This is a genomic window from Asaia spathodeae NBRC 105894, from assembly GCF_025994195.1.
In the GTDB taxonomy this organism is placed as follows: Bacteria; Pseudomonadota; Alphaproteobacteria; order Acetobacterales; family Acetobacteraceae; genus Asaia; species Asaia siamensis.
This window is the reverse complement of the sequence record NZ_BAPY01000038.1, coordinates 14,364-35,431: the sequence shown is the minus strand read 5'-3', so window position 1 is coordinate 35,431 and position 21,068 is coordinate 14,364. Positions and strand designations below refer to the sequence as shown.

Annotated in this window: 22 protein-coding genes; 14 read left to right on the top strand and 8 right to left on the bottom strand. The window is 60.3% G+C overall.

What is annotated here, in order from left to right:
- Positions 1–11: 11 nt before the first annotated feature.
- Together AA105894_RS11505 and AA105894_RS11500 are read right to left on the bottom strand one after the other, a co-directional pair.
- Complete coding sequence (locus tag AA105894_RS11505) at positions 12–866, bottom strand: DUF817 domain-containing protein (protein WP_267311844.1); 855 nt, start codon at positions 864–866, stop codon at positions 12–14.
- A gap of 81 nt (positions 867–947) precedes the next feature.
- A complete protein-coding gene (locus tag AA105894_RS11500; protein ID WP_267311843.1) occupies positions 948–3,167 on the bottom strand; it encodes a TonB-dependent receptor domain-containing protein in 2,220 nt (739 codons plus the stop codon).
- Between the two features lie 159 nt (positions 3,168–3,326).
- Here AA105894_RS11500 and AA105894_RS11495 point away from each other — a divergent pair, with 159 nt between their 5' ends.
- The 4 genes from AA105894_RS11495 to AA105894_RS11480 are packed head-to-tail and all read left to right on the top strand — an operon-like array spanning position 3,327 to position 6,406.
- Positions 3,327–4,259 (top strand): heme/hemin ABC transporter substrate-binding protein, encoded by a 933-nt coding sequence (locus tag AA105894_RS11495; protein WP_267311842.1) that lies wholly within the window; start codon positions 3,327–3,329, stop codon positions 4,257–4,259.
- Positions 4,256–5,272, top strand: a complete 1,017-nt coding sequence (locus AA105894_RS11490; RefSeq protein WP_267311841.1) for a FecCD family ABC transporter permease — start codon at positions 4,256–4,258, stop codon at positions 5,270–5,272. The genes AA105894_RS11495 and AA105894_RS11490 overlap by 4 nt, the downstream gene beginning before the upstream one ends.
- A complete protein-coding gene (locus AA105894_RS11485) occupies positions 5,269–6,072 on the top strand; it encodes an ATP-binding cassette domain-containing protein (RefSeq protein WP_267311840.1) in 804 nt (267 codons plus the stop codon). Before AA105894_RS11490 ends, AA105894_RS11485 begins: the two co-directional genes overlap by 4 nt.
- Before the next feature lie 19 nt (positions 6,073–6,091).
- Positions 6,092–6,406 carry an antibiotic biosynthesis monooxygenase family protein gene (locus tag AA105894_RS11480; RefSeq protein ID WP_267311839.1) on the top strand — a complete coding sequence of 105 codons (315 nt, stop codon included), beginning with the start codon at positions 6,092–6,094 and terminating at the stop codon, positions 6,404–6,406.
- Positions 6,407–6,453: 47 nt separating this feature from the next.
- On the opposite strand, the gene AA105894_RS11475 is transcribed toward AA105894_RS11480, so the two are convergent.
- From AA105894_RS11475 to AA105894_RS11465, 3 genes are read right to left on the bottom strand one after another with little or no spacing between them, the layout of a single operon-like run.
- Positions 6,454–6,960 (bottom strand): CinA family protein, encoded by a 507-nt coding sequence (locus tag AA105894_RS11475; protein ID WP_267311838.1) that lies wholly within the window; start codon positions 6,958–6,960, stop codon positions 6,454–6,456.
- On the bottom strand, positions 6,953–8,905 hold the full coding sequence (locus AA105894_RS11470) for a lytic transglycosylase domain-containing protein (protein ID WP_267311837.1): 1,953 nt from the start codon (positions 8,903–8,905) through the stop codon (positions 6,953–6,955). The genes AA105894_RS11475 and AA105894_RS11470 overlap by 8 nt, the downstream gene beginning before the upstream one ends.
- Positions 8,892–9,488: a TerC family protein gene (locus AA105894_RS11465; RefSeq protein ID WP_188427284.1), complete on the bottom strand. Its 597-nt coding sequence runs from the start codon at positions 9,486–9,488 to the stop codon at positions 8,892–8,894. The genes AA105894_RS11470 and AA105894_RS11465 overlap by 14 nt, the downstream gene beginning before the upstream one ends.
- 185 nt (positions 9,489–9,673) lie before the next feature.
- On the opposite strand from AA105894_RS11465, the gene purB reads away from it, so the two are divergent.
- The 10 genes from purB (at position 9,674) to AA105894_RS11415 (ending at position 18,004) form a co-directional block, all read left to right on the top strand.
- Positions 9,674–11,005, top strand: coding sequence for an adenylosuccinate lyase (purB, locus tag AA105894_RS11460; protein WP_188427285.1), 1,332 nt, complete (start codon positions 9,674–9,676; stop codon positions 11,003–11,005).
- A gap of 101 nt (positions 11,006–11,106) precedes the next feature.
- A complete protein-coding gene (locus tag AA105894_RS11455; RefSeq protein WP_267311836.1) occupies positions 11,107–12,495 on the top strand; it encodes a sugar porter family MFS transporter in 1,389 nt (462 codons plus the stop codon).
- Between the two features lie 98 nt (positions 12,496–12,593).
- A complete protein-coding gene (gene purC / locus AA105894_RS11450) occupies positions 12,594–13,358 on the top strand; it encodes a phosphoribosylaminoimidazolesuccinocarboxamide synthase (protein ID WP_025886165.1) in 765 nt (254 codons plus the stop codon).
- The gene (gene purS, locus AA105894_RS11445; RefSeq protein ID WP_267311835.1) at positions 13,355–13,597 is read left to right on the top strand and encodes a phosphoribosylformylglycinamidine synthase subunit PurS; all 243 of its coding nucleotides are present in this window, start codon (positions 13,355–13,357) and stop codon (positions 13,595–13,597) included. Before purC ends, purS begins: the two co-directional genes overlap by 4 nt.
- Positions 13,594–13,995, top strand: a complete 402-nt coding sequence (locus tag AA105894_RS11440) for a Rap1a/Tai family immunity protein (protein ID WP_267311834.1) — start codon at positions 13,594–13,596, stop codon at positions 13,993–13,995. The genes purS and AA105894_RS11440 overlap by 4 nt, the downstream gene beginning before the upstream one ends.
- Positions 13,992–14,693, top strand: coding sequence for a phosphoribosylformylglycinamidine synthase subunit PurQ (purQ, locus tag AA105894_RS11435; protein WP_188427289.1), 702 nt, complete (start codon positions 13,992–13,994; stop codon positions 14,691–14,693). The genes AA105894_RS11440 and purQ overlap by 4 nt, the downstream gene beginning before the upstream one ends.
- Positions 14,690–16,888: a phosphoribosylformylglycinamidine synthase subunit PurL gene (purL, locus tag AA105894_RS11430; RefSeq protein WP_267311833.1), complete on the top strand. Its 2,199-nt coding sequence runs from the start codon at positions 14,690–14,692 to the stop codon at positions 16,886–16,888. The genes purQ and purL overlap by 4 nt, the downstream gene beginning before the upstream one ends.
- Positions 16,889–16,891: 3 nt before the next feature.
- Positions 16,892–17,122 (top strand): BolA family protein, encoded by a 231-nt coding sequence (locus AA105894_RS11425; protein ID WP_267311832.1) that lies wholly within the window; start codon positions 16,892–16,894, stop codon positions 17,120–17,122.
- Positions 17,123–17,193: 71 nt separating this feature from the next.
- Positions 17,194–17,529 carry a Grx4 family monothiol glutaredoxin gene (gene grxD, locus AA105894_RS11420; protein WP_267311831.1) on the top strand — a complete coding sequence of 112 codons (336 nt, stop codon included), beginning with the start codon at positions 17,194–17,196 and terminating at the stop codon, positions 17,527–17,529.
- 166 nt (positions 17,530–17,695) lie between these two features.
- Positions 17,696–18,004, top strand: a complete 309-nt coding sequence (locus tag AA105894_RS11415; protein WP_267311830.1) for a hypothetical protein — start codon at positions 17,696–17,698, stop codon at positions 18,002–18,004.
- A 135-nt stretch (positions 18,005–18,139) separates the two neighbouring features.
- Here AA105894_RS11415 and AA105894_RS11410 read toward each other — a convergent pair whose 3' ends face one another.
- From AA105894_RS11410 to AA105894_RS11400, 3 genes are read right to left on the bottom strand one after another with little or no spacing between them, the layout of a single operon-like run.
- Positions 18,140–18,514 carry a YraN family protein gene (locus AA105894_RS11410; RefSeq protein ID WP_267311829.1) on the bottom strand — a complete coding sequence of 125 codons (375 nt, stop codon included), beginning with the start codon at positions 18,512–18,514 and terminating at the stop codon, positions 18,140–18,142.
- Positions 18,511–19,509 carry a porphobilinogen synthase gene (hemB, locus tag AA105894_RS11405; RefSeq protein ID WP_267311828.1) on the bottom strand — a complete coding sequence of 333 codons (999 nt, stop codon included), beginning with the start codon at positions 19,507–19,509 and terminating at the stop codon, positions 18,511–18,513. Before hemB ends, AA105894_RS11410 begins: the two co-directional genes overlap by 4 nt.
- Positions 19,506–20,969 (bottom strand): APC family permease, encoded by a 1,464-nt coding sequence (locus AA105894_RS11400; protein WP_267311827.1) that lies wholly within the window; start codon positions 20,967–20,969, stop codon positions 19,506–19,508. The genes hemB and AA105894_RS11400 overlap by 4 nt, the downstream gene beginning before the upstream one ends.
- Between the last annotated feature and the right edge of the window lie 99 nt (positions 20,970–21,068).

Sequence of the window (21,068 nt, the reverse complement as noted above, 5' to 3'; positions counted from 1 at the left end):
TCGGCGGCGTTTCACGCTCTGTCAGTGGTCGCCCTATCGGGGCGGAGGAGCAGGGTGACGGTAATGAAAGCCACATAGAGAAGCAGGTACCATGAAACCAGTTTCTGCGGATGCACCACCCAGGTGAAGTGCCGATGGGCATAAAGCCAGGTCCCGGTAAAAGTACCGATATTTTCTGCAACCCAGAGGGCGATGCTTGAGAAAAAGGCCGCCAGAGGGAGCCTCATGCGCCAGAAATGCGCGCCCACGATACGATAGCGTATCCAGCAGCGGCCATAGAGAACAAGCGTGGCCAGAACGAGCCCCCAGCGCAGATCGGGCAGGAAATGATGCGTGAAGAAATTGGCGTAGATGGCAAGCGCCAGTGTCAGGGAAAGAGCAAAGCGCGGATAGGGGACGAAGCTCATGTCGAAAACCCTGATGACGCGGGCCATGTAACTGCCGACCGAGGCATACATGAAGCCGGAAAACAGCGGGACATGCATGAGCTTGAAAAAGCCGGGCTCGGGATAGGCCCATGACCCCGCAGACACCTTGAACCACTCCATGGCGGTGCCGGTCAGATGAAAGACCAGAATGATCATGGCCTCCTGTCGCGTCTCTAGACCGCACAGCAGAAACAGGGCCTGAGTCACCAGAGCGAAGATGAACAGCGCGTCATAGCGATAGATCGGCCAGTCTGGCGACCAGAGATAATGCGAGGCGAGAATGGCGCCCAGAAGGAGCCCGCCGAAGAGACAGGCCCATCCCTGTTTGAGCACGAAGAGCACAAACATGCCCCAGAACCCGTGCAGATAGCGCCTGACCCAGCGCCCCAGCCTGTCTTCCAGGCTGGTTTGGGTCGAGCGCGTTTCGGTGGCGGGCATGGTGGCAGATCCTTGCTTTTTGCTCCGCTCCTGCCGCAGCCCGTGCCGCTATACAAGGGCACGTAACGTTACTGTGACGGGTCAGCGCGACAGAGCGAAGCTCAGACCGCCCATAACCGTGAGTCCCTGGTTCGGGATGGTCGAGATGGCGCTGGTGTAGTAGCGGCGATTTGTCACGTTATCCGCATTGACGAACATCTGGATCTGCTTGGTGAGCTGGTAGGACCCGAACAGATCGAACACCACATAACCACCCTGCTTGGGGTAGAGCGCCGTTGCACTCGATGGGCGTCCGAGCGTCTGGGTTGCTGCACGGATGCGCCCGCCGATGGAAAGCTTGTTGTCGAGCAGATGCACACCGACCGTGCCCGCCAGCACCGAGCGCGGTGGCGTGGTCAGGAGCGCGCCAAACCCGGTGTAATCAGCATAGGGCAGCTTGGTCGTGGTGTTGGTGTAGGACAGGGTCGCGAAGACGAAGCGGTTGTCGTATTTCGCCTGGCCCTCAAAACCATGGGTGAAGGTATTGCCAGCCATATTCTGGTAGAAATAGCCGTATGTCGGAATATAGGACCCTGCGGCCGGGCGACCGATCACGCGTGTCTGGGCGATGTAGTTCTTGATGCGCGTGTCGAAATAGTCGCCGTCGAATTCGACCTTGTCACCATCCATCAGCACGTCACGATAATGCAGCTTGGCGCCGAGTTCCCAGCCATAGGTCTGCTCAGGGGCGAGATTCGGATTGGGGATGAAGTTCAGGAAGCTGAGCCCGGGATGTGAGCTGGCCATGAACAGCTCGGTCATGGCAGGCGGGCGGAAACCAAGGCCGTAGCTGCCATAGAGCTGAAGCCCGTGTACCGGTGTGACCGCCAGGGTTACTTTCGGATTGACCGCATCCGATCCACTCGATCTGTGGAAGGCACCGGCCGCGACGGAGGTGAAGCCCGAGGCGAGATTCACGCCGCTGCCCGATGCGTGATAGCTGTCATAACGCAGGGCACCGGTCAGCTGGACGATCTTCCAGTTAAGTGCGAGCTGTGTGAAGGCGCTGCCGACGCCACGCCCGCCCGAAGGGGTCGATCCGGCATAGCCCGTCTGGTCCTTTGTATCGACCTTGTCGTGGTAATACTCGCCACCGTAATTCAGTGAGGCAAGAACCGGACCAAGACCGAACTGCGACGTGTTATCGGCCTCGAAGCCGAGTGTCGTCAGGTTGTATTTGGTCATGTTGGCCGCAGCGATGGTGAGCGCACGATAGGAAGGCATCGCGTTATCCTGCCCCGTGGAGACGACATAGCCCTTGACGTGCAGGGCCACGAGCTTGTTGTCGTGCGGGGTGAAGCGATATTCGATATTGCCCTGGTTGTTCTGGATCTTGTTGGCGCCTGCAATGCCCTCAGTGCCCTGACCGAACTGGTTGTGATAGATCACCGTGCCGAGCGTCAGGCTCTGATCCATGCCGGGCTTGATATCGATCTTGAACAGACCCGACTGCATGCGCTGATAGGTGTCAGGAATGCGGGTGCCTGCACCATCTTCGTAATTGCCGGAGCTGCGCATGCTGAAGGCAGCGGCGATACCGAGCCAGGGGCGTACACGCACACCGGCGCCGACCATGCCGGACCCGTTATAATTGTTGGAGCCGCCGAGCGCGCGTGCCATCACACCATAGCGCTTGCCTGAGTCGACAATGTCGTCCACGCCGAGCGTATGCATGTTCACCACACCAGCGATGGCGCCTGCACCATCAGCCGTCGCAACGGTGCCGCGTGACACATCGAGCCCAGCCAGCAGGGCGGGATCGACATAGACGCTGCCATTGGCGCCATGGCTGCTTGTCTGGAAATCCTGTCTTGCGCCATCGACCATCACGTTCACGCGGCCGAAATCCTGCATGCCACGGATGGAGATGGCGAGAGACGGAGAGCCGTCATTCTCGAAATACACGCCAGGCAGCCCGGTCAGGACCATATAGGGCTCGGTCGGATTGACGCGCAGCATGTCCTTGCGGGTCAGTGTGGCGCTTGCCTGGGGCACGACCAGATCGTTGTCGCCATGCACCTTGACGCTGGGAAGCGCGATATCACCCGATGATGACCTGCCTGTGCTTGTCGCCTGTTTCCGTACCGCCCCGGCAGGTTTTGTCGTGCCTGTCGTGCTGCTGCGGCTGGAGGCGCTGCGTTGTCCTGCCTTGGTCTGGTCCTGGGTGCCTGTGTCACGATCCTGAGCCTGCACAGGCCCGGTGAGGAGGGTGATCATGGCAAGCGCGGAAGACAGGGAAAGCACCTGGCGGGTTGAGATCATCAGTTCGGCCCTACGAAACGTTAATGGAACGGTGCGAGTGCTTATTGAGAATGACTCTCACTTGCAAGGTGTAAAAACTTCCTTTAAAGCTCCGCCGCGTCAGGTGAGGGAAAGAGGCAACAGCCAGCGACCCATGACAGCAGGGATGAGGGAGGGCTCATGAGCATCAGATTGTTCAGTCGGCGTCAGTTCGGGCTTTCCGCCCTTGCAACCGGCGTGACGAGCGCAGCCGCGCGTTCGGCCCGGGCGGGGGAAAAACGCAATGTCCAGATCGAGGACTGCCGCGGCAGGCGGGTCACGCTGGGGTCGATGCAGCGCATTGTCTCGATTGGCGGCACGATTACCGAGACGCTTTATGCCCTTGGCGCCGCAGATCGCATTATCGGGGTCGACATCACCTCGACCTATCCTGTGTCGGCCCTGCGCGAGAAGAAATCGGTCGGCTATATGCGCCAGCTTTCTTCCGAGGGCATTTTGTCGCTCAAGCCCGACCTTGTTCTCGCGATGAATGACTCGGGACCGGCGAATGCGATCGATCAGGTCATGGAATCTTCCACCCCGATTGTGATGGTCGATGCAACGCCATCGCTCGACGGTGTGCGCAACCGCATGCTCACTCTCTCCCGCATTATCGGGGAAGAGGAAAAAGGCGCGGCAATGGTCGTGCGCTTTGACAATCAGCTACGCACACTCAAGGCCTGGACAGAACTCCACCCTAAAAAGGCGCGTGTCCTGTTTGTCATGCGTGTGGTGAACGGGCGTCCGATGGCGGCAGGCACGGGTACCGCCGCCGATGCCATCATTGCTCTTGCCGGCGCCACAAATGCCGGTGCGGACATGAAGGGCTACAAGGCGCTCGAGCGCGAGGCTCTGATTGCCCTCAAGCCGGATGTGATCCTGATGATGAGCCAGGGTGGGCAGGCCATGCGCGATGCGCTTCTCGCCGATGAGGCTGTCATGCTGACTCCAGCCGGGCAGAAGAAGGCCATTATCGATATGGAAGGCGAAAAGCTGCTTGGCTTTGGCCCACGTACGGCAGAGGCTGCGCTCGAACTTGCGCAGCAGATCGTGAGCCATACCCAGCCTGCATGAGCGTCTCGCGTCTCCCCATAGTGCCGGCCTTTACGCTTCTCTCGCTGGCGCTGGTTGCCAGCATACTGCTCTCTCTGCCGTCTGGCGCAACCGGCTTTGGCATCCATCCCGGCGGTGTCGATAATCCTGCTGTCTCAAGGCTGATCGTGCTCGGCATCAGGCTGCCACGCATCGTGCTGGCTGTGCTGGTCGGGGCGGGGCTCGGGGCCGCAGGGGCGGTGATGCAGGGGTTGTTTCGCAATCCACTGGCTGACCCCGGGTTGATCGGTGTCTCTTCCGGCGCGGCACTCGGTGCGACCGTGATGATTGTCGAGGGGGTAATCTGGTTCGGTCCCGGCGTCATGGCGCGCTGGGGCATACCGGCGGGCGGAATGCTCGGTGCGTGCGTCATGACCGGCATTCTTCAGCGATTTTCAACACGCCAGGGCAGGGTGTCGACGTCGCGCCTCGTTCTGGCGGGGGTCGCGCTGGGTGCGCTTGCTTCTGCCGCTACGGGGATTCTACTCTATCGCGCCAATGATGCCGCCCTGCGCGACCTGACATTCTGGACGATGGGCAGTCTGGCCGGGGTGCGTTGGCAGGAAATCGAAATTCTGGCGCCGTTTACGCTCTCTTCCCTCGTGTTGCTGATGGCGCTCGCGCGGCCGCTCAATCTGCTGCTTCTGGGGGAAGAGAATGCGGCCCTCATGGGGTGTCGCGTGGGGCGGGTCAAAGTTCTCTGCCTTGTCGCCGTGACGCTTTCTGTCGGCCCTGCCGTCGCTTTTTCAGGGGTGATCGGGTTTGTCGGTGTCATCGTGCCGCATCTGGTCAGGCTGGCGAGCGGGCCGGATCATCGCTTTCTCATCCCCGGCAGCGCCTTGCTGGGCGCTCTGCTTCTGGTGCTTTCTGACACGCTGGCCCGTCTGATTGCCATCCCGTCTGACGTGCCTGTCGGGATCATCACGGCAGGTCTGGGGGCACCGATATTCATCTGGCTTCTGATGCGTCGCGGCGATCAGGATATTCCGGCATGACCCTCATGCTGAGAGACATCACCGTCAGGCGTCAGGGCAGGGCCTTGCTCGATCAGGTCGCCATGACTGTCGCACCGGGCGAGTTTGTTGCCGTGATTGGCCCGAATGGCGCAGGCAAGAGCACTCTCATGCGTGTGGCAGCGGGGCTGCTCGCCCCCTGCGAGGGGCATGTCGAGATCGACGGGCGCGGCATTGGCACCTGTTCGCCACGAGAGCTCGCTGCACAAAGGGCCATGCTCACGCAGGACCAGAGCCTCGAAGCCCGCTTCTCGGTAGGAGAGTTGGCCCGGTTCGGCGTTGCGGAAAGGCATGGGGCTGGTGCCCGGGAAAGGCTCAACCTGCTGGTCGATCAGACGCTGGCCGAGGTTGGTCTTGCCTCCATCGCCGAGCGCGATGTCACGACGCTTTCGGGAGGAGAACGCCAGCGTGCGCATCTGGCGCGCGTTCTGGTTCAGCTGCGCTGGCGCAGCGAAAAGGGATACCTGCTGCTGGACGAGCCTGTCTCGGCGCAGGATATCGCCCGTCAGAGACTCATCCTGTCTCTGGCACGGGCGCATAGTGGCAAGGGTGGGGCGTGTCTGGCCATATTGCACGACCTGAACTGGGCGGCTGCCTTTGCCGATCGTATCGTGGTTCTGGATCAGGGGCGGGTCTATGCATCCGGCCCCGCCGACAGGGTCATTACATCCAGAATGCTCTCGGACGTATTCGGTCTTTCTGATACGGTTCTGGGGCATCACGGTGAGACTGGACGGCCGTTTCTGCTGCCGCATGATCTCATTCTGCCCGGTTCATCATGAAGTCAAAAAGGTATCGTCGATGTATATCGCAATGAACAGGTTTCAGGTTCTTCCCGAGAGCGAAGACGCGTTTCGCCAGCGCTGGCTCGACCGTGAAGTGCTGCTGACAACCGTACCCGGTTTCAAATCCTTCGCGCTGCTGCGCGGGCCGGTCAAGGATGACCATATTCTCTGGTCGTCGCACACGGTCTGGGAATCTCAGGAAGCCTTCAAGGCCTGGACCCTGTCTGAGCAGTTCCGCAAGGCTCATGCCGGCGCCGGTGGCAACAAGCCCCTGACCCTTGGCCCGCCGGTCTTTGAAGGCTTTGAGGTGGTTCAGCAGATCGATAACTGATCTCGTTACCCGATGCACCCGGTCGCACATGGCCGGGTGTTTTCAGCTCAGACAAGTGCCTTGAGAATCATCTCGAAGGCCCGGCTGACTGTTGCGAGACGCACCGCCTCGCGATCTCCCGCGAAGTGAGCCGTTTCACGCTGGGGTGTCTTTGCGCCTTGCATGACACACAGACAGACAGTGCCAACCGGTTTGGCTTCTGTTCCACCACCCGGCCCGGCAATGCCTGTCACCGCAACCGCTATCGTCGCGTCCTGGGCGCAATCCAGCGCGCCCATCGCCATCTCGACCGCCACGGCCTCGCTCACCGCACCATGCGATGCCAGGGTCGTTTCGGCCACGTCGAGCACCGATATCTTCATGGCGTTGGAATAGGTTACGAGGCCTCCCTCGACCACGTCTGACGATCCGGCAAGGGTTGTCAGGGTTGCTGCGATCAGCCCCCCCGTGCAGCTTTCAGCTGTGACGAGACGGTCGCCCCGGCTGCGCAAGGCCTGCAGCACTTCACTGGCCTGGTCGCTAAGAGAGCGGGGAACTGCCGGGACATCAGCCATGGGGGTTTGTCTCCAGAACCCGATAAAGCGCCATATTCTCTTCCACACGCTGGATGTAGGAGCGTGTCTCTTCGTAGGGAATGCCCTCGATCCAGTCGATCATGCCTGCCTGGGTCAAGGGCTGCGGGAGAGGCTGACTGGCCAGCCAGAGATCGGTGCGGTGAGGCCCGGCATTATAGGCCGAGAGAACCAGCGGGACGACATTATTGAAACGCGTCATGAGCTGCGACAGATAGGTGCGCCCCAGAACAAGATTGGTGGCGGGGTCGCGCAATCCACTGGCGCTGGTATCGATGCCGCTCAGGCCAGCGCGGCGGGCAACATCCTGCGCTGTGCCGGTTTGCAGCTGCATCAGGCCGATAGCACGCGCAGGACTGCTGACATGCGCGTCAAAACTGCTCTCCTGACGGGCGACGCCCAGTGCCAGACCATGGGGCAGGGAGTCTCCCTCCGCCTGGGCGGCATCGAGAACCGGCCAGCCTTCCGGATAGAGCGCTGAACCCAGCCTGCCCGTGCGGCGGGCAGCAAAGACGGCAGGCTCCAGCGACCCGATAGACAGCGCAAACCGAGCGAGAGCGGCCTGACCCGGGGCGTCCTGCACCGCGCTATAGCCAAGCATCAGGAACTCACGGGCATGATCGTCATCGCCACGTTCATGAAGCAGCCGCGCTGCCTCGATCAGATCTCCGCGTGAGATGCCGCCGCTCTGCAGGGCGGGAAGACGGCTGAGCGCCGTGGCGAGGCCGGGCACATCGCTGCCGCCCGGAACCAGCGTATCATCATGACCGCCCAAGGCAGCCAATGCCAGCTGACCATAATAGGTTGTCGGCATGGTGGCCGCCTGACGATAGGCGGCGCTGGCCTGGCTGCTATTGCCTTCTTCAGCGAAGCTGCGCCCGAGCCAGTAATAACCGCGGCTTTTCGTAATCAGGCTGGTCTGTCGCGACAGTTCCGCAAAGGCGGGTCTTGCCAGAGCCGGGTTCTTCTGAAAGCGCAGGTCGATCCAGCCACGCAGGAAGAAGGCCTCGAGCCGCGAGGTGGAGCCTGTCGAAAGTGTTGTATCATCGGCCAGGGCCCGCGCCTGAGGCACCGAGCCCTGGGTCAGGAAGGAGCGGGCGAGAGCCAGTCGTTCATTGGTCCAGTCGGATGACGGCGCGCGCTTCTGCCCTGCAAAACCTTCTTCCTGCCAGAGCGCATAGGCGGAATCGAGATCAGGGGCGCGGCGCAACTGCCTCAGACGCGCGATCATGATCTGGGGTTCGGCACGCTGTGAAGCGGGAAGGGCGGCAAATTGCGAGGCGGCGTCGGGCGCGTTGGATTGCAGGGCGATCAGGGCGCGAGCACCCGCCTGACGTTGTGGCGCCAGAAGGGAGACCTGCCGCCCGGCAGCGGTGAATTGTCGCGTGCGGATCTGGCGCTGGAAACGGGCCCAGTGATCATCGGGCGTGAGCGATGCGCTGTATTCTGCAAGGATCAGGCTCGAATCAGTCTCGCGGTCGGCCCCGTTGCGCCAGATTCGTCTGGCCTGACTGGCAGCATCGGGCAGGAGTGTCGCACAGCGCATGAAAGCCTGTACAGCTGTCAGGGGCTCACGCGGGCAGAGCTGCGGGAGTTCTGCATCACTTGCACGGGTGGCCAGTGCCTGTTGATAGCGTGCCATCATGACAGCGCGCTCGGGCCAGCTTGGCGTCTGATCCAGAAAATCGGCATAGGCGCTGGCGCTGGGCGGCGTCGTGGCCTGAACGAGCGCGAGCCACTGGTCGAGACGGGTCGCGACATCCGTGCTCGCAGCGCCGGAGGGGGGGGCAAGGCTCTCCGGTGCCGAATCATTTTGTCCGAGAGTCTCGGAGGCGGCGGAGGGCGTCTCCTGCTCCTGGGCGTGAGAGCTGCATCCCGTCAGAAGAATGAGCGATCCGGTCAGGAGAAATGCCTTAACCCGCGACATGATGCGCAACCTCCATGCTGCCTTTGTAGATCAGCTCGCACGCGACGAAGGCAACGATGGCGAGGCCGAGCCAGGCGATCCAGCGGTAGCGGTTCAGCAGATTGGCCACCAGCGTCGCCGCAGCTCCCATCAGCACGACAGAGAAGGCGAGGCCAGTCACAAGCACGTAAGGGTGTCCCATGGCGGCACCAGCCACGGCCAGTACGTTATCAAGGCTCATCGAGAGATCGGCGACGATGATTCTGAAAATTGCCTTGGACAATGACCCGCTTTTGGCCTCTCCCGACATTTCCTCGGGATGACGCAGCTCCTGGTACATTTTCCAGCAGACCCAGAGCAGCAGCAGGCCGCCTGCCAGGGTGAGGCCGAGTACGGACAACAGACGTGAGGCGACAAGCGCGAGCGCGATCCGCATGAGAGCCGCCGCAGCAACGCCGACCAGAATGGCCTTGCGCCGCTGTTGCGCCGGCAGGCCGCGTACGACCATGCCGATAACAACGGCGTTATCCCCGGCGAGGGTGATGTCGATCAGAACGACCTGTGCAAGCGCAATAAGGGCGTGCCAGGTAAGATCAGGCGCCACATCAACCTCCAGAATTTCTCAAGCCGGACAATGCTAGAGAAAGCGCCGATCGAGCGCAATTCGCTCTGTGCGTTGGCGCTGCCCGATCAAAGAGTGTTCCCCGGCGGCATCTTGAGGTAAGAGGGGGCCTCTTTTCGACCCGTCCTTGCGTGTTGCGTCGATCCTATCAAGGAGTTTGCCCGACCATGGTGCCTCGTTACAGCCGCCCCGAAATGACCGCTATCTGGTCGCCCATCAATCGCTACCGCATCTGGTTCGAGATTGAAGCTCTGGCCTGTGAAGCCATGGCAGAACTGGGTGACATGCCGAAAGAGGCCGCCAAGGTCATTCGTGAGCGCGGCGATGCCGCCATGGCTGCCTTTTCCGAGGCAGATGTCGCGCGTATCGACGAGATCGAGGCCGTTACCCGCCATGACGTGATCGCCTTCCTGACCTGGCTTGCCGAGAAAATCGGGCCGGAGAGCCGTTTTGTGCATCTGGGCATGACCTCGTCCGATGTGCTCGACACCTGCTTCTCGGTGCAGCTCGTTCAGGCGACCGACCTCCTTCTGCAGGATCTCGACGCGGTGCTCGCTGCTCTCAAGAAGCAGGCATTCGCTCATAAGGATACGGTCACGATCGGCCGCTCGCACGCCATTCATGCCGAACCTACGAGCTTCGGTCTGAAGATTGCGGGTCACTACGCCGAGTTTGCCCGCAACCGTGAGCGCCTTCTGGCAGCCCGCAAGGAAATTGCCATCTGTGCCATCTCGGGCGCTGTCGGCACCTATGCCCATATCGACCCGCGCGTTGAGGATTTCGTCGCCGACCGTCTCGGCCTCGTTGCTGAAGACGTCTCGACCCAGGTGATCCCGCGTGATCGTCATGCCGCGTTTTTCTGCGCGCTCGGCGTGATTGCCAGCGGCATCGAGCGTCTGGCCGTTGAAGTGCGCCATCTGCAGCGCTCCGAAGTACGCGAGGCGGAAGAGTTCTTCCACCCCGGCCAGAAGGGCAGCTCGGCCATGCCCCACAAGCGCAACCCGGTGCTTTCGGAAAATCTGACGGGTCTTGCCCGTCTGATCCGTTCGCACGTGGTACCGGCGCTCGAGAACGTGGCCCTGTGGCACGAGCGCGATATCAGTCACTCGGCTGTCGAGCGCAATATCGGCCCCGATGCGACAATCGGCCTCGATTTTGCCCTGATGCGTCTGGCCGGGATGATGGACAAGCTGGTGGTCTATCCGGATCGCATGATGGCCAATCTCGAATCGCTCGGCGGCGTGGTGCATTCGGGCGAAGTGCTGCTGGCTCTGGCCCGCTCGGGCATTTCGCGTGAGGACGCCTATCGTATCGTCCAGCATAACGCGATGGAGACCTGGACCAAGCTCGGCCAGCCTGACGGGCGCAGCTTCCGCGAGAATCTCGATCGTGACCCGGAAGTTGCCGGTCGTGTCGATGCGAAGATCCTCGATGAGGCGATGGACAGCACACGACATCTTGTTGCCGTAGACCGCATTTTCAACAAGATTTTTGGTTAAGATCACATATTGGGTGTTGACCTTGTCGCAATGTCGTGTGGAAGTAACCTTGCTGTAATCTAAGATGCAAATCTGACGATCTCCAAAACCAAGGCTTCGAAATGGCTTCCACACCACGTCCTCGAGGGCACGCCCTTACGAATTTCATTGCCGTGATCGCCGCTACCGGCGGTCTTCTGTTCGGCTATGACACTGGCATCATCTCCGCCGCGCTGCTGCAGCTCACGCCGCAGTTCCAGCTCACGACGGAGAGTGCCGAGATCGTCACTTCGGCGGTTATTCTCGGTGCGCTGATCGGCTGTATCTCGGCCGCCCCTCTCTCTGACAGGCTGGGTCGTCGCCGCACGATCATTGCTGCCGCGACGCTGTTTCTCATCGGAACGGTGATCGTCACTTTCGCGCATTCTGTCTTTGTCCTGACCTTTGCGCGCCTCATTCTCGGCCTTGCTATCGGTGCATCCTCCCAGATCGTGCCGATCTATATTGCCGAGATCGCACCGCCGGAGCGCCGTGGTTCGCTCGTGGTGGCCTTCCAGTTCGCCATTGCCTTTGGTCAGCTGATTTCCTTCGTTACCGGTTATGTGCTTCAGGATTACTCCTGGCGCCTGATGTTCGGCCTTGGTGTCATTCCCGCCGTCATTCTGTTTGTCGGCATGCTCTTCCTGCCAAACAGCCCGCGCTGGTTGGCCATGCAGGGCGAATTCGAGCGGGCGCGTGAAGTGCTTCGCAGCGTGCGCAAGAGCGATGCGGAAGCCGATCAGGAACTGCAGGACATCCGCGACCAGCATGACGAGAAGGCACCGCTTTCCGAAGTGTTCAAGCCCTGGGTGCGTCCGGCAACCATTGCGGCTGTCGGTATCGCTCTGCTCTGCCAGCTCACGGGCATCAACGCGGTGATGTATTATGCACCGACCATTTTCGCCGATGCCGGATTTGGCCAGTCCTCTGCGCTTCTGACCTCTGTGGCTGTGGGTGTTTCCATGGTCGGTACGGTCGCTTTCGGTGGCTGGGCAGTCGATGCCTGGGGTCGTCGTACCCTCATGCTGCGCATGATTCCCGGTGCGGTCGTCTCGCTCGTGCTGCTTGGGTTCATGTTCTTCACGGGTCAGACCCATGGCTGGGGCGCTTTCGTCACCGCCGCTGCGGTCGTGGGCTACGTGGTCTTCAACGTTGGCAGCCTTTCTGTCGCGATCTGGCTGGTGGGTGCTGAAGTGTTCCCGCTCTCCTGCCGTGGCACGGGTATGAGCCTTGTTGCTGCCAGCCACTGGGGTGCCGATCTCATCATCTCTCTCACCACGCTCAGCATGGTGAAGGCGCTTGGTGCCGGTGGGACGTTCTGGCTGTTTGCTGCGGTGAACGCGCTCTCCTTCTTCTTCGTGCTGCGTTATGTGCCCGAGACCCGTGGCCGCTCGCTCGAGCAGCTCGAGACCTCGCTGCGCGACGGGACCTTTGCACCGGCTGCGCGCGAGAAGGTCGCTGCAGCCAGGTAATTTTTAGCGCTGTGACCTGGCGCGATCATGGGTATGAACGGCGGGGCTGCGCTGCTATATGCGTGGCAACGCCGTTTTACCTTTTTTGAAAGATCGTCATGGCACGCCGTCGTCAGCTTTATGAAGGAAAAGCCAAGATCCTTTTCGAGGGACCCGAACCGGGAACACTCGTTCAGTATTTCAAGGACGATGCTTCCGCCGGAAACGGCGTGAAGAAGGGCATCATCACTGGCAAGGGCGTGCTGAACAATCGAATCAGCGAACACCTCATGCTTCGCCTGCATGAAATCGGCATCCCGACCCATTTCGTTCGTCGCCTCAACATGCGCGAACAGCTGATCCGCGAAGTCGAGATCATCCCCCTTGAAGTGGTTGTGCGTAACGTCGCCGCCGGCTCGATCGCCAAGCGTCTGGGTCTTGCCGAGGGCACACGTCTGCCGCGCTCGATCCTCGAATATTACTACAAGAACGATGCGCTCAACGACCCGATGGTGTCGGAAGAGCACGTTACCGCTTTTGGCTGGGCGAATGCGCAGGATCTCGACGAGATCAACGCCTATGCGCTGCGTACCAATGATTTCCTCACAGGCATGTTCCAGGGCATCGGCATCCAGCTTGTCGATTTCAAGCTCGAATTTGGTCGCCTGTGGGAAAATGACGAGATGCGCATCGTTCTCGCCGACGAAATTTCCCCCGATAACTGCCGCTTGTGGGACACCAAGACGAGCGAGAAGCTCGACAAGGACCGGTTCCGCAGGGATATGGGTCGTGTCGAGGAAGCTTATCAGGAAGTGGCTCGCCGCCTGGGCATCCTGCCCGAAGCAGGGAATGGCGATCTTAAAGGACCGGAGGTCATGCAATGAAAATTCGCGTCAATGTCATGCTGAAGGAAGGCGTGCTCGACCCCCAGGGCAAGGCCATCGGTCATGCGCTCGAAGTGCTTGGCTTCGCCAATGTCGGTGAAGTGCGCGTCGGCAAGACCATGGAGCTGGAAATCGCGACTGAAGACCGCGCAGCAGCGCTGGAACAGGGCGAAGCCATGGCTCGCGAATTGCTGGCCAATTTGGTGATCGAGGATTTTGCAGTCGAGGTCATTGGATGACTCCGAAAAAGGCTTTCCTGACGGCAATTGCGCTTGCATTGCCCATGGGCGCCCTTGCCGGTGTGGCGCAGGCCGATGAGCATCGTCTCTCACCCATGCAGGCTGGTCGCTTCGGCCAGATCTGCTCCAAGCCCCAGGGCAAGGCCGTGTGCGATGCCTATATCGCTGGTATGGCCGATTCAGGCGCGCTTTCCGCGCTCAATGCCAAAAGCAATGGCGATGCCGGCACGGTTGTTGGTTTCTGCGTGCCTGATGCCGAGACCACCGATGCCATGCGTGGCAAGGTTCTCTCCTGGCTCAAGGCGCATCAGGATGTTCTGAAATATCCGGTAGGAAAATCCGTCTTCGCGGCGTTGCATGACTCCTATCCGTGTTCGGCTCAGGGAGGCAAACCATGAAAGCGGGTATTGTCGTCTTTCCGGGTACCAATCGCGAACGCGATATGGAGCAGGCGCTGCGTCTCGTCAGTGGCAAGGCGCCGACCATGCTCTGGCACCGCGACACGTCTCTGCCTGACCTCGATCTGATCGTGCTTCCGGGTGGGTTCAGCTTCGGCGATTATCTGCGTTCAGGCGCCATGGGCGCCCATTCGCCGATCCTGCGCGAAGTGCGCGCCTTTGCCGAACGTGGCGGCTATGTGCTTGGCGTCTGCAATGGTTTCCAGATCCTGACTGAAGCGCAGCTTCTTCCGGGTGCGCTTCTGCGCAATGCCGGAATGCGTTTTTTGTCGCAGGACGGTTATCTCCGCGTCGAGAACAGCGATACAGCCTTTACGCGTGACTGGGCAAAGGGCGATGTCTTCCGTGCACCGCTCGCTCATGGCGATGGCAATTATACGGCATCGGAAGCCGAGCTTGATCGCCTTGAAGGCGAAGATCGTGTGGCCTTCCGCTATGTCTGCGCCAAGGGTGGTCTCGATGCGACAAGCCGCATCAGCAACCCCAATGGCAGCCAGCGTTCGATTGCCGGTATTCTGAGCGCCAACAAGCGCGTCTGCGGTCTGATGCCGCACCCTGAAAACCTGGTTGATCCCGATCTCGGTGCGACAGATGGCGTGCCGCTGTTTTCGGGTCTGGTGAAGAGTCTCGTCGCATGAGCATGATCGTCAACGCTGAACTCGCTGCGCGCTTCGGTCTTTCCGCTGAGGAATACCAGAAGGTGCTCGACATCATGGGCCGCGTGCCGAGCCTGACCGAGCTGGGCATTTTTTCGGTCATGTGGTCCGAGCATTGCTCCTACAAATCGTCCCGCGTTCATCTCAAGACGCTGCCGACAAAGGCTCCCTGGGTCATCCATGGACCGGGTGAAAACGCTGGTGTCGTCGATATTGGAGACGGTCTTGCGGCCGTTTTTAAGATGGAAAGCCATAACCACCCGTCCTTCATTGAACCCTATCAAGGTGCGGCGACCGGCGTCGGTGGTATTCTGCGCGACGTGTTCACCATGGGTGCCCGTCCGGTCGCCAATCTGAATGCGCTTCGCTTTGGCGATCCAAGCCTGCCTGTCACGCAACGCGTGATCGACGGCGTGGTGCGCGGCATTGGCGGTTACGGCAATTGCGTCGGCGTGCCGACGGTCGGTGGCGAGATCAATTTCCACCCGGCCTATAACGGCAACCCTCTGGTTAATGCCATGACCGTTGGCATCGCCTCGCAGGACAAGATCTTCCTGTCAGCAGCGGCTGGTATCGGCAATCCGGTTGTCTATGTCGGCTCTAAGACCGGTCGCGATGGCATTCATGGCGCTACCATGTCTTCGGCCGAATTCGATGAACACGCCGCCTCCAAGCGCCCGACGGTGCAGGTGGGTGACCCGTTCACCGAAAAGCTGCTGATCGAAGCCTGTCTCGAACTGATGGCGACCGATGCGATCGTGGCCATTCAGGATATGGGCGCTGCCGGTCTGACCTCGTCGGCTGTCGAGATGGCTGGCAAGGGCGGTGTGGGCATCGAGCTCGATCTCGACCATGTGCCGCAGCGCGAAACCGGCATGACCGCCTACGAGATGATGCTGTCCGAGAGCCAAGAGCGTATGCTCATGGTGCTCAAGCCCGAACGTACCGATGTGGCCCGCGCCATTTTCGAGAAATGGGACCTTGATTTCGCGATCGTGGGTGTTCTTACGGATACGGCGCATATCACGGTCAAGCATCTGGGCAAGGTCGAGGCGGATATTCCTCTTGCACCGCTGGCCGATGAAGCACCGCTTTATCATCGTCCGATGACCCATGCCGAGCCTCCGGCACGTCTGGGCACAGTGGCCGATCCGGCTGGTGTCGAACACGCGCTGCTGACCCTGCTGGGCTGCCCTGATCTCGCCTCGCGCGCCTGGGTGTGGAACCAGTATGACAGTGGCGTCGGTGGCCAGACGGCACGCCGTCCGGGTGCGGCAGATGCGGCGATCGTGCGTGTCGAGGGCACGAAGCGCGGTCTTGCCATGACAACGGATTGCACACCGCGCTATTGCCAGGCCGACCCGCGTGCGGGTGGGGCCCAGGCCGTGGCGGAAGCCTGGCGTAACATCACGGCAACTGGCGCCCTGCCTCTGGCCGTGACGGACAATCTGAATTTCGGCAACCCTGAAAAGCCGGAAATCATGGGTCAGTTCGCTGATGCCATCAAGGGCATGGGTGAGGCCTGCCGTGCGCTCGACTTCCCGGTCGTGAGCGGCAATGTCTCGCTCTACAACCAGACGAGCCATCCGAGCGGCCTGAGCCAGCCGATCCTGCCGACCCCGGCGATCGGTGCGATCGGTGTCATCGAGGACGTGACCAAGGCTATCGGCCTGGGCATGCCCGATCACGCTGAACTCGTGCTGATTGGTGAAATTCGCGGTGAGCTTGGCCAGTCTCTCTGGCTGCGCGAAATCTGCCATCGTGAAGAGGGCGCGCCGCCCGTTATCGACCTGCATGCCGAGCGTCGCAATGGCGACTTCGTGCGTCGCATGATTGCAAAGGGCTGCGTCGAAGCCTGCCATGACATCGCCGATGGCGGTCTGCTCGTGGCAGTTGCCGAGATGGTCATGGCAAGTGGCGTCGGCTGTCATCTCGACAAGCCGCATTACGGCACGAGCCTTCATGCCTATTACTTCGGCGAGGATCAGGCATGCTACGTGATTGCCACGAAGCATGCTGCTGCGCTGATCGACGAGGCCGAAAAGGCGCACGTGCCTGTTCGCCATCTCGGTCGCACGGGGGGCACCCATCTTGTTCTCAAGGACGGGATGTCGCTTTCTGCCGAGCGTATGCGTGAGGTGAATGCCGCCTTCTTCCCCAAGCTGATGGAGCGCTGATCCATGCCCATGAGTGCAGAAGAAATCGAGCGCACCATCAAGGCAGCTCTGCCTGATGCCGTGATCGAGATTCAGGATCTCGCAGGTGATGGCGACCATTATGCTGCGACCGTGGTTAGCGCTGCTTTCGGGGGGCTGCCGCGGGTGCGCCAGCACAAGCTTGTCTATGATGCGTTTGGCGGGCGTATGGGGACAGAGCTGCATGCTCTAGCCCTGAAAACACAAACCCCCTGACAATCGAGACTTGTTGGGTCTATAATCGCGTATTATCGACCCAACGCGGCTCTCGCGAACAGGAGTGAACCATGGCAGAAGCCATTTTCCAGCAGATTCAACAGCTTATCGACGCCAACCCTGTCATGCTTTTCATGAAGGGCGACAAGCTTTTCCCACAGTGCGGTTTCTCGGCTCGTGTCGTTCAGATCCTCGGCCATATGGGTGTGGATTTCGAAACGGCCAATGTGCTGGCAAGCGCGGAAATCCGTCAGGGAATCAAGGATTTCTCGCAGTGGCCGACAGTGCCCCAGCTTTACGTCAAGGGCGAGTTCATCGGTGGCTGCGACATCGTGACCGACATGTTCCAGAGCGGCGAACTGGAGTCTCTTTTCGAAGAGAAGAATATCGCCAAAAAAGTGGCCTGATCCTGCCTTGGTTATGCCATAAATTATGCGTTCTGCCACCGTTTTGACCTAAACTGTGGCAGTAATGCAACGTCAGAATTTCTCGTGAAAAATTTGCTTCTTCGCCTCTTGTTGCCTTCTGCGTCTCCTGCATAACCTGCTTGAAGTCATTCAGAGGGAAGTAAAAATGCGGCGTCTTTCGGTTCTCAAGCTTGTCACTTCAGTTGTCGTCGCCGGAGCCGCTTTTGCTTCCTCCGACGCCAAGGCAAGAGAGATCACCGACTGGGAAGCCTCCAAGCTCACCCTCGACGCACTGACCGCCACCCCGGTCTATCACCGCCCCGTTGTCAGCCATAGCCATCATGCTGGGGCCATCCATCAGGCTGCTGCGCATCACGCTGCCATGCCGTCGCGTCGTTCGCTGATTCACACCGTCGTCTACCATGCTAAGGCCCCAGTAAGCGGCAAGGCGCATCACGCCCGCCGTCACGGCTGATCGGGCGTAGCCTGTCAGGAGTCCCTGTCGGGATATCCTTTCAAACACCCCCGCTTCTCCCTCTACAGAGTGATCGTTCCGATGCCTTTCGCAAAAGGCATCGCGTGTCGCGTATTCATTGCGCGACTTTGCGGTTCAACAGGACCGCAGGATATCCGGAATCCAGCGCATTCCGCCCGACATGTCATGAAGGGCCAGGTCAAAGCGCGTCTCTTCCCGGCACCACAAAGCGTTTTTTTGAATGAGATAGTCGGCTGCGCGTAACAGCCTTTTCTGCTGGCCGGGTGAGAGCGCGAACGCGGCCTCATCGAGGGTCCTGCGCTGCTTCACCTCGACAAAGAGAAGTCTCTTTGTCGAGGCCGCAATGAGATCGATTTCGCCATAGGGCGTCCTGCATCGTGTCGCGAGAATGCAGCAGCCTTTTTTAAGCAGAAACTCGCCTGTGCGTCGTTCCGCTTCGAGCCCGGCAGCATGGGCCGCATGGCCTCTTGCCTGCCGGGTGAGGGTCATGCGCCGCGCGCGAGAAGCCGTGCCGCTTCGACGGCGAAATAGGTCAGTACGCCGTTGCATCCGGCGCGACGGAAGGCGAGAAGGCTTTCCAGAATGGCGCGATCGCGATCAAGCCAGCCATTCTGTATGGCGGCCATCAGCATCGCATATTCACCTGACACCTGATAGGCGAAGGTCGGTACTGCGAAGTTGTCGCGCACACGCCGGATGATATCCAGATAGGGCATGCCCGGCTTGACCATGACCATATCGGCGCCTTCCTGCAGATCCTGCGCCACTTCGCGCAGGGCTTCGTCAGTATTGGCAGGGTCCATCTGATAGGTCTTCTTGTCGCCCTTCAGCAGGCCTCCTGACCCAAGCGCATCGCGGAACGGACCGTAAAATGCCGAGGCGTATTTCGCGGCATAGGACATGATACGGGTGTTTTCATAGCCCGCCTTGTCGAGTGCTGCTCTGATGGCGCCTATGCGGCCATCCATCATATCGGATGGGGCGATGATATCGATGCCTGCAGCTGCCTGATTCATCGCCTGAAGGGCGAGTATCTCGACCGAGGCATCATTGACGACATACCCATTCTCGATCAGCCCGTCATGCCCGTGGTCGGTATAGGGATCGAGGGCCACATCACCGATCAGCCCCAGATCGGGATAGAGGCGCTTGATCTCGCGGGCTGCCCGGCACATCAGATTATCGGGGTTCGTGGCCTCACGCCCCTTCGAATCACGGATGTCGGGTGGGGTGATCGGAAAGAGGGCGACGGCGGGGATGCCGAGAGCCACAGCTTCCTCAAGATGACTTTCCAGCAAATCGATACTGACGCGTTCGACACCCGGCATGGAGCTGACCTGTGTCCGCGTGTTCTGACCGTCGCACACAAAGATCGGCCATATCAGGTTGTCGGTCGTCAGCGTGGTTTCAGCGACCAGCCTGCGGGTGAACCCGTCAAAGCGGTTGCGGCGGGCGCGACTGAGTGGATAGGCGCCAGTAATCATCGAGACAGCTCCCCGGTGGTGAGTTTGCTCTTCTTGTAGCCGTAGGCGGCATACACGCCCAGCCCGGCAATCAGCCATATAACAAGCCGCAGCCAGGTCAGGCTATCGAGCGAAAACATGACGACGGCACAGCTGATGATGCCGCAGATCGGCATGATCAGACCGCCCGGCGCCTTGAAAAGCCTTGGGCGGTTCGGCTCACGGATACGCAGGATCAGCACACCGACACAGACAAGGACAAAGGCCAGCAAGGTGCCGATGGAGGTCATATTGCCCAGTACCGAAATGGGCACGAGTCCGGCCAGAAGGCAGGTAATGACAAGAAAGATCAGGTGAGAGACGGCGGGGGCACGGGTGCGAGGGCTCAGCCGACCGAAAATGGCGGGCAGCAACCCGTCGCGCGACATGGCGTAGAACACGCGGACCTGACCCATCATGAGGCCCATCAGTACCGAGGTATAACCGAACAGGATGCTGAATTTGAGCGCACCCTGCAGCCAGAAGAGATGGGTCACGTCGATGGCTGTAGCCACCGGGCTGCCATCATTCTCCATCTGGCGATAATCGACGACGCCGGTCAGGACGAAGGCGAAGGCGATGTAGATGATGGTGCAGATCACCAGACTGCCCAGAATGCCGATCGGCATGGTGCGCTCAGGCCGCTTGGCTTCCTGCGCCGTGGTCGCGATGATGTCGAAGCCAAGATAGGCAAAGAAGATCATGCCCGCTGCACGCATGATCCCGGAAAGGCCGAAATGACCGAACTCGCCCGTATTGGGGGGGATGAACGGCGTATAATGCGCGCTCTGGATATAGGGCGTGCAGAAAGTCATGAACGCCAGAATGACGGAGAGCTTGAGCACCACCACAATGGCGTTGATGCGTGTCGATTCGGTAATGCCGCGAAGCAGAAGCAGAACGATCAGAACGAGCGCCGCCATGGCGGGAAGATTGATCCAGCCATGGGCTGAGCTGCCGTCGGCCAGCGTCACCATGGTCATGGGCGAGGCCATCCATCTCGGATCGGGGTGGAGGTTCCACTGCCCGAGAATGGAAGACAGATAGCTCGACCAGCTCGACGCAACCGCAGCGGCACCGACTGTATATTCGAGAACGAGATCCCAGCCGATGATCCAGGCGACCAGTTCGCCAAGAGTCGCATAGGCATAGGAATAGGCCGATCCCGCTGCGGGAATCATGCTGGCAAGCTCGGCATAGCAGAAAGCGGCAAAGCCGCAGGCAATGGCGGCAACCACGAAGGCCAGAATAACGGCGGGCCCGGCATTATGGGCTGCGGCAATACCTGTGAGAGAAAAAAGCCCGGCCCCGACAGTCGTCCCGACACCCAGCGCGATAAGGGCAAACGGTCCGATAACGCGCTTCATGCCATGTTCGGCGGTGTCATCCGTACCGCTATCGATCGGTTTGCGTCGCCAGAGAGCGGCGAGGGGCTGGGGCATTCAGTCTTCCTCTAAAACGTGTCACGCGCGCTAAACGGGTTGGCGGCGGGGGGAAATCTGGGATATTGGCGTTCGTGATACGCCATTTTGTGCGTCTGC

Coding starts and splice junctions, on each gene's coding strand:
- AA105894_RS11400 (WP_267311827.1), bottom strand. CDS start 20,969: ATGCCCCAGCCCCTCGCCGCTCTCTGGCGACGCAAACCGATCGATAGC.
- purS (WP_267311835.1), top strand. CDS start 13,355: ATGAAAATTCGCGTCAATGTCATGCTGAAGGAAGGCGTGCTCGACCCC.
- purL (WP_267311833.1), top strand. CDS start 14,690: ATGAGCATGATCGTCAACGCTGAACTCGCTGCGCGCTTCGGTCTTTCC.
- AA105894_RS11475 (WP_267311838.1), bottom strand. CDS start 6,960: ATGGCTGATGTCCCGGCAGTTCCCCGCTCTCTTAGCGACCAGGCCAGT.
- AA105894_RS11415 (WP_267311830.1), top strand. CDS start 17,696: ATGCGGCGTCTTTCGGTTCTCAAGCTTGTCACTTCAGTTGTCGTCGCC.
- AA105894_RS11485 (WP_267311840.1), top strand. CDS start 5,269: ATGACCCTCATGCTGAGAGACATCACCGTCAGGCGTCAGGGCAGGGCC.
- AA105894_RS11440 (WP_267311834.1), top strand. CDS start 13,594: ATGACTCCGAAAAAGGCTTTCCTGACGGCAATTGCGCTTGCATTGCCC.
- AA105894_RS11470 (WP_267311837.1), bottom strand. CDS start 8,905: ATGTCGCGGGTTAAGGCATTTCTCCTGACCGGATCGCTCATTCTTCTG.
- AA105894_RS11490 (WP_267311841.1), top strand. CDS start 4,256: ATGAGCGTCTCGCGTCTCCCCATAGTGCCGGCCTTTACGCTTCTCTCG.
- AA105894_RS11455 (WP_267311836.1), top strand. CDS start 11,107: ATGGCTTCCACACCACGTCCTCGAGGGCACGCCCTTACGAATTTCATT.
- grxD (WP_267311831.1), top strand. CDS start 17,194: ATGGCAGAAGCCATTTTCCAGCAGATTCAACAGCTTATCGACGCCAAC.
- AA105894_RS11495 (WP_267311842.1), top strand. CDS start 3,327: ATGAGCATCAGATTGTTCAGTCGGCGTCAGTTCGGGCTTTCCGCCCTT.
- AA105894_RS11480 (WP_267311839.1), top strand. CDS start 6,092: ATGTATATCGCAATGAACAGGTTTCAGGTTCTTCCCGAGAGCGAAGAC.
- purQ (WP_188427289.1), top strand. CDS start 13,992: ATGAAAGCGGGTATTGTCGTCTTTCCGGGTACCAATCGCGAACGCGAT.
- hemB (WP_267311828.1), bottom strand. CDS start 19,509: ATGATTACTGGCGCCTATCCACTCAGTCGCGCCCGCCGCAACCGCTTT.
- AA105894_RS11505 (WP_267311844.1), bottom strand. CDS start 866: ATGCCCGCCACCGAAACGCGCTCGACCCAAACCAGCCTGGAAGACAGG.
- AA105894_RS11410 (WP_267311829.1), bottom strand. CDS start 18,514: ATGACCCTCACCCGGCAGGCAAGAGGCCATGCGGCCCATGCTGCCGGG.
- AA105894_RS11425 (WP_267311832.1), top strand. CDS start 16,892: ATGCCCATGAGTGCAGAAGAAATCGAGCGCACCATCAAGGCAGCTCTG.
- AA105894_RS11500 (WP_267311843.1), bottom strand. CDS start 3,167: ATGATCTCAACCCGCCAGGTGCTTTCCCTGTCTTCCGCGCTTGCCATG.
- purB (WP_188427285.1), top strand. CDS start 9,674: ATGGTGCCTCGTTACAGCCGCCCCGAAATGACCGCTATCTGGTCGCCC.
- purC (WP_025886165.1), top strand. CDS start 12,594: ATGGCACGCCGTCGTCAGCTTTATGAAGGAAAAGCCAAGATCCTTTTC.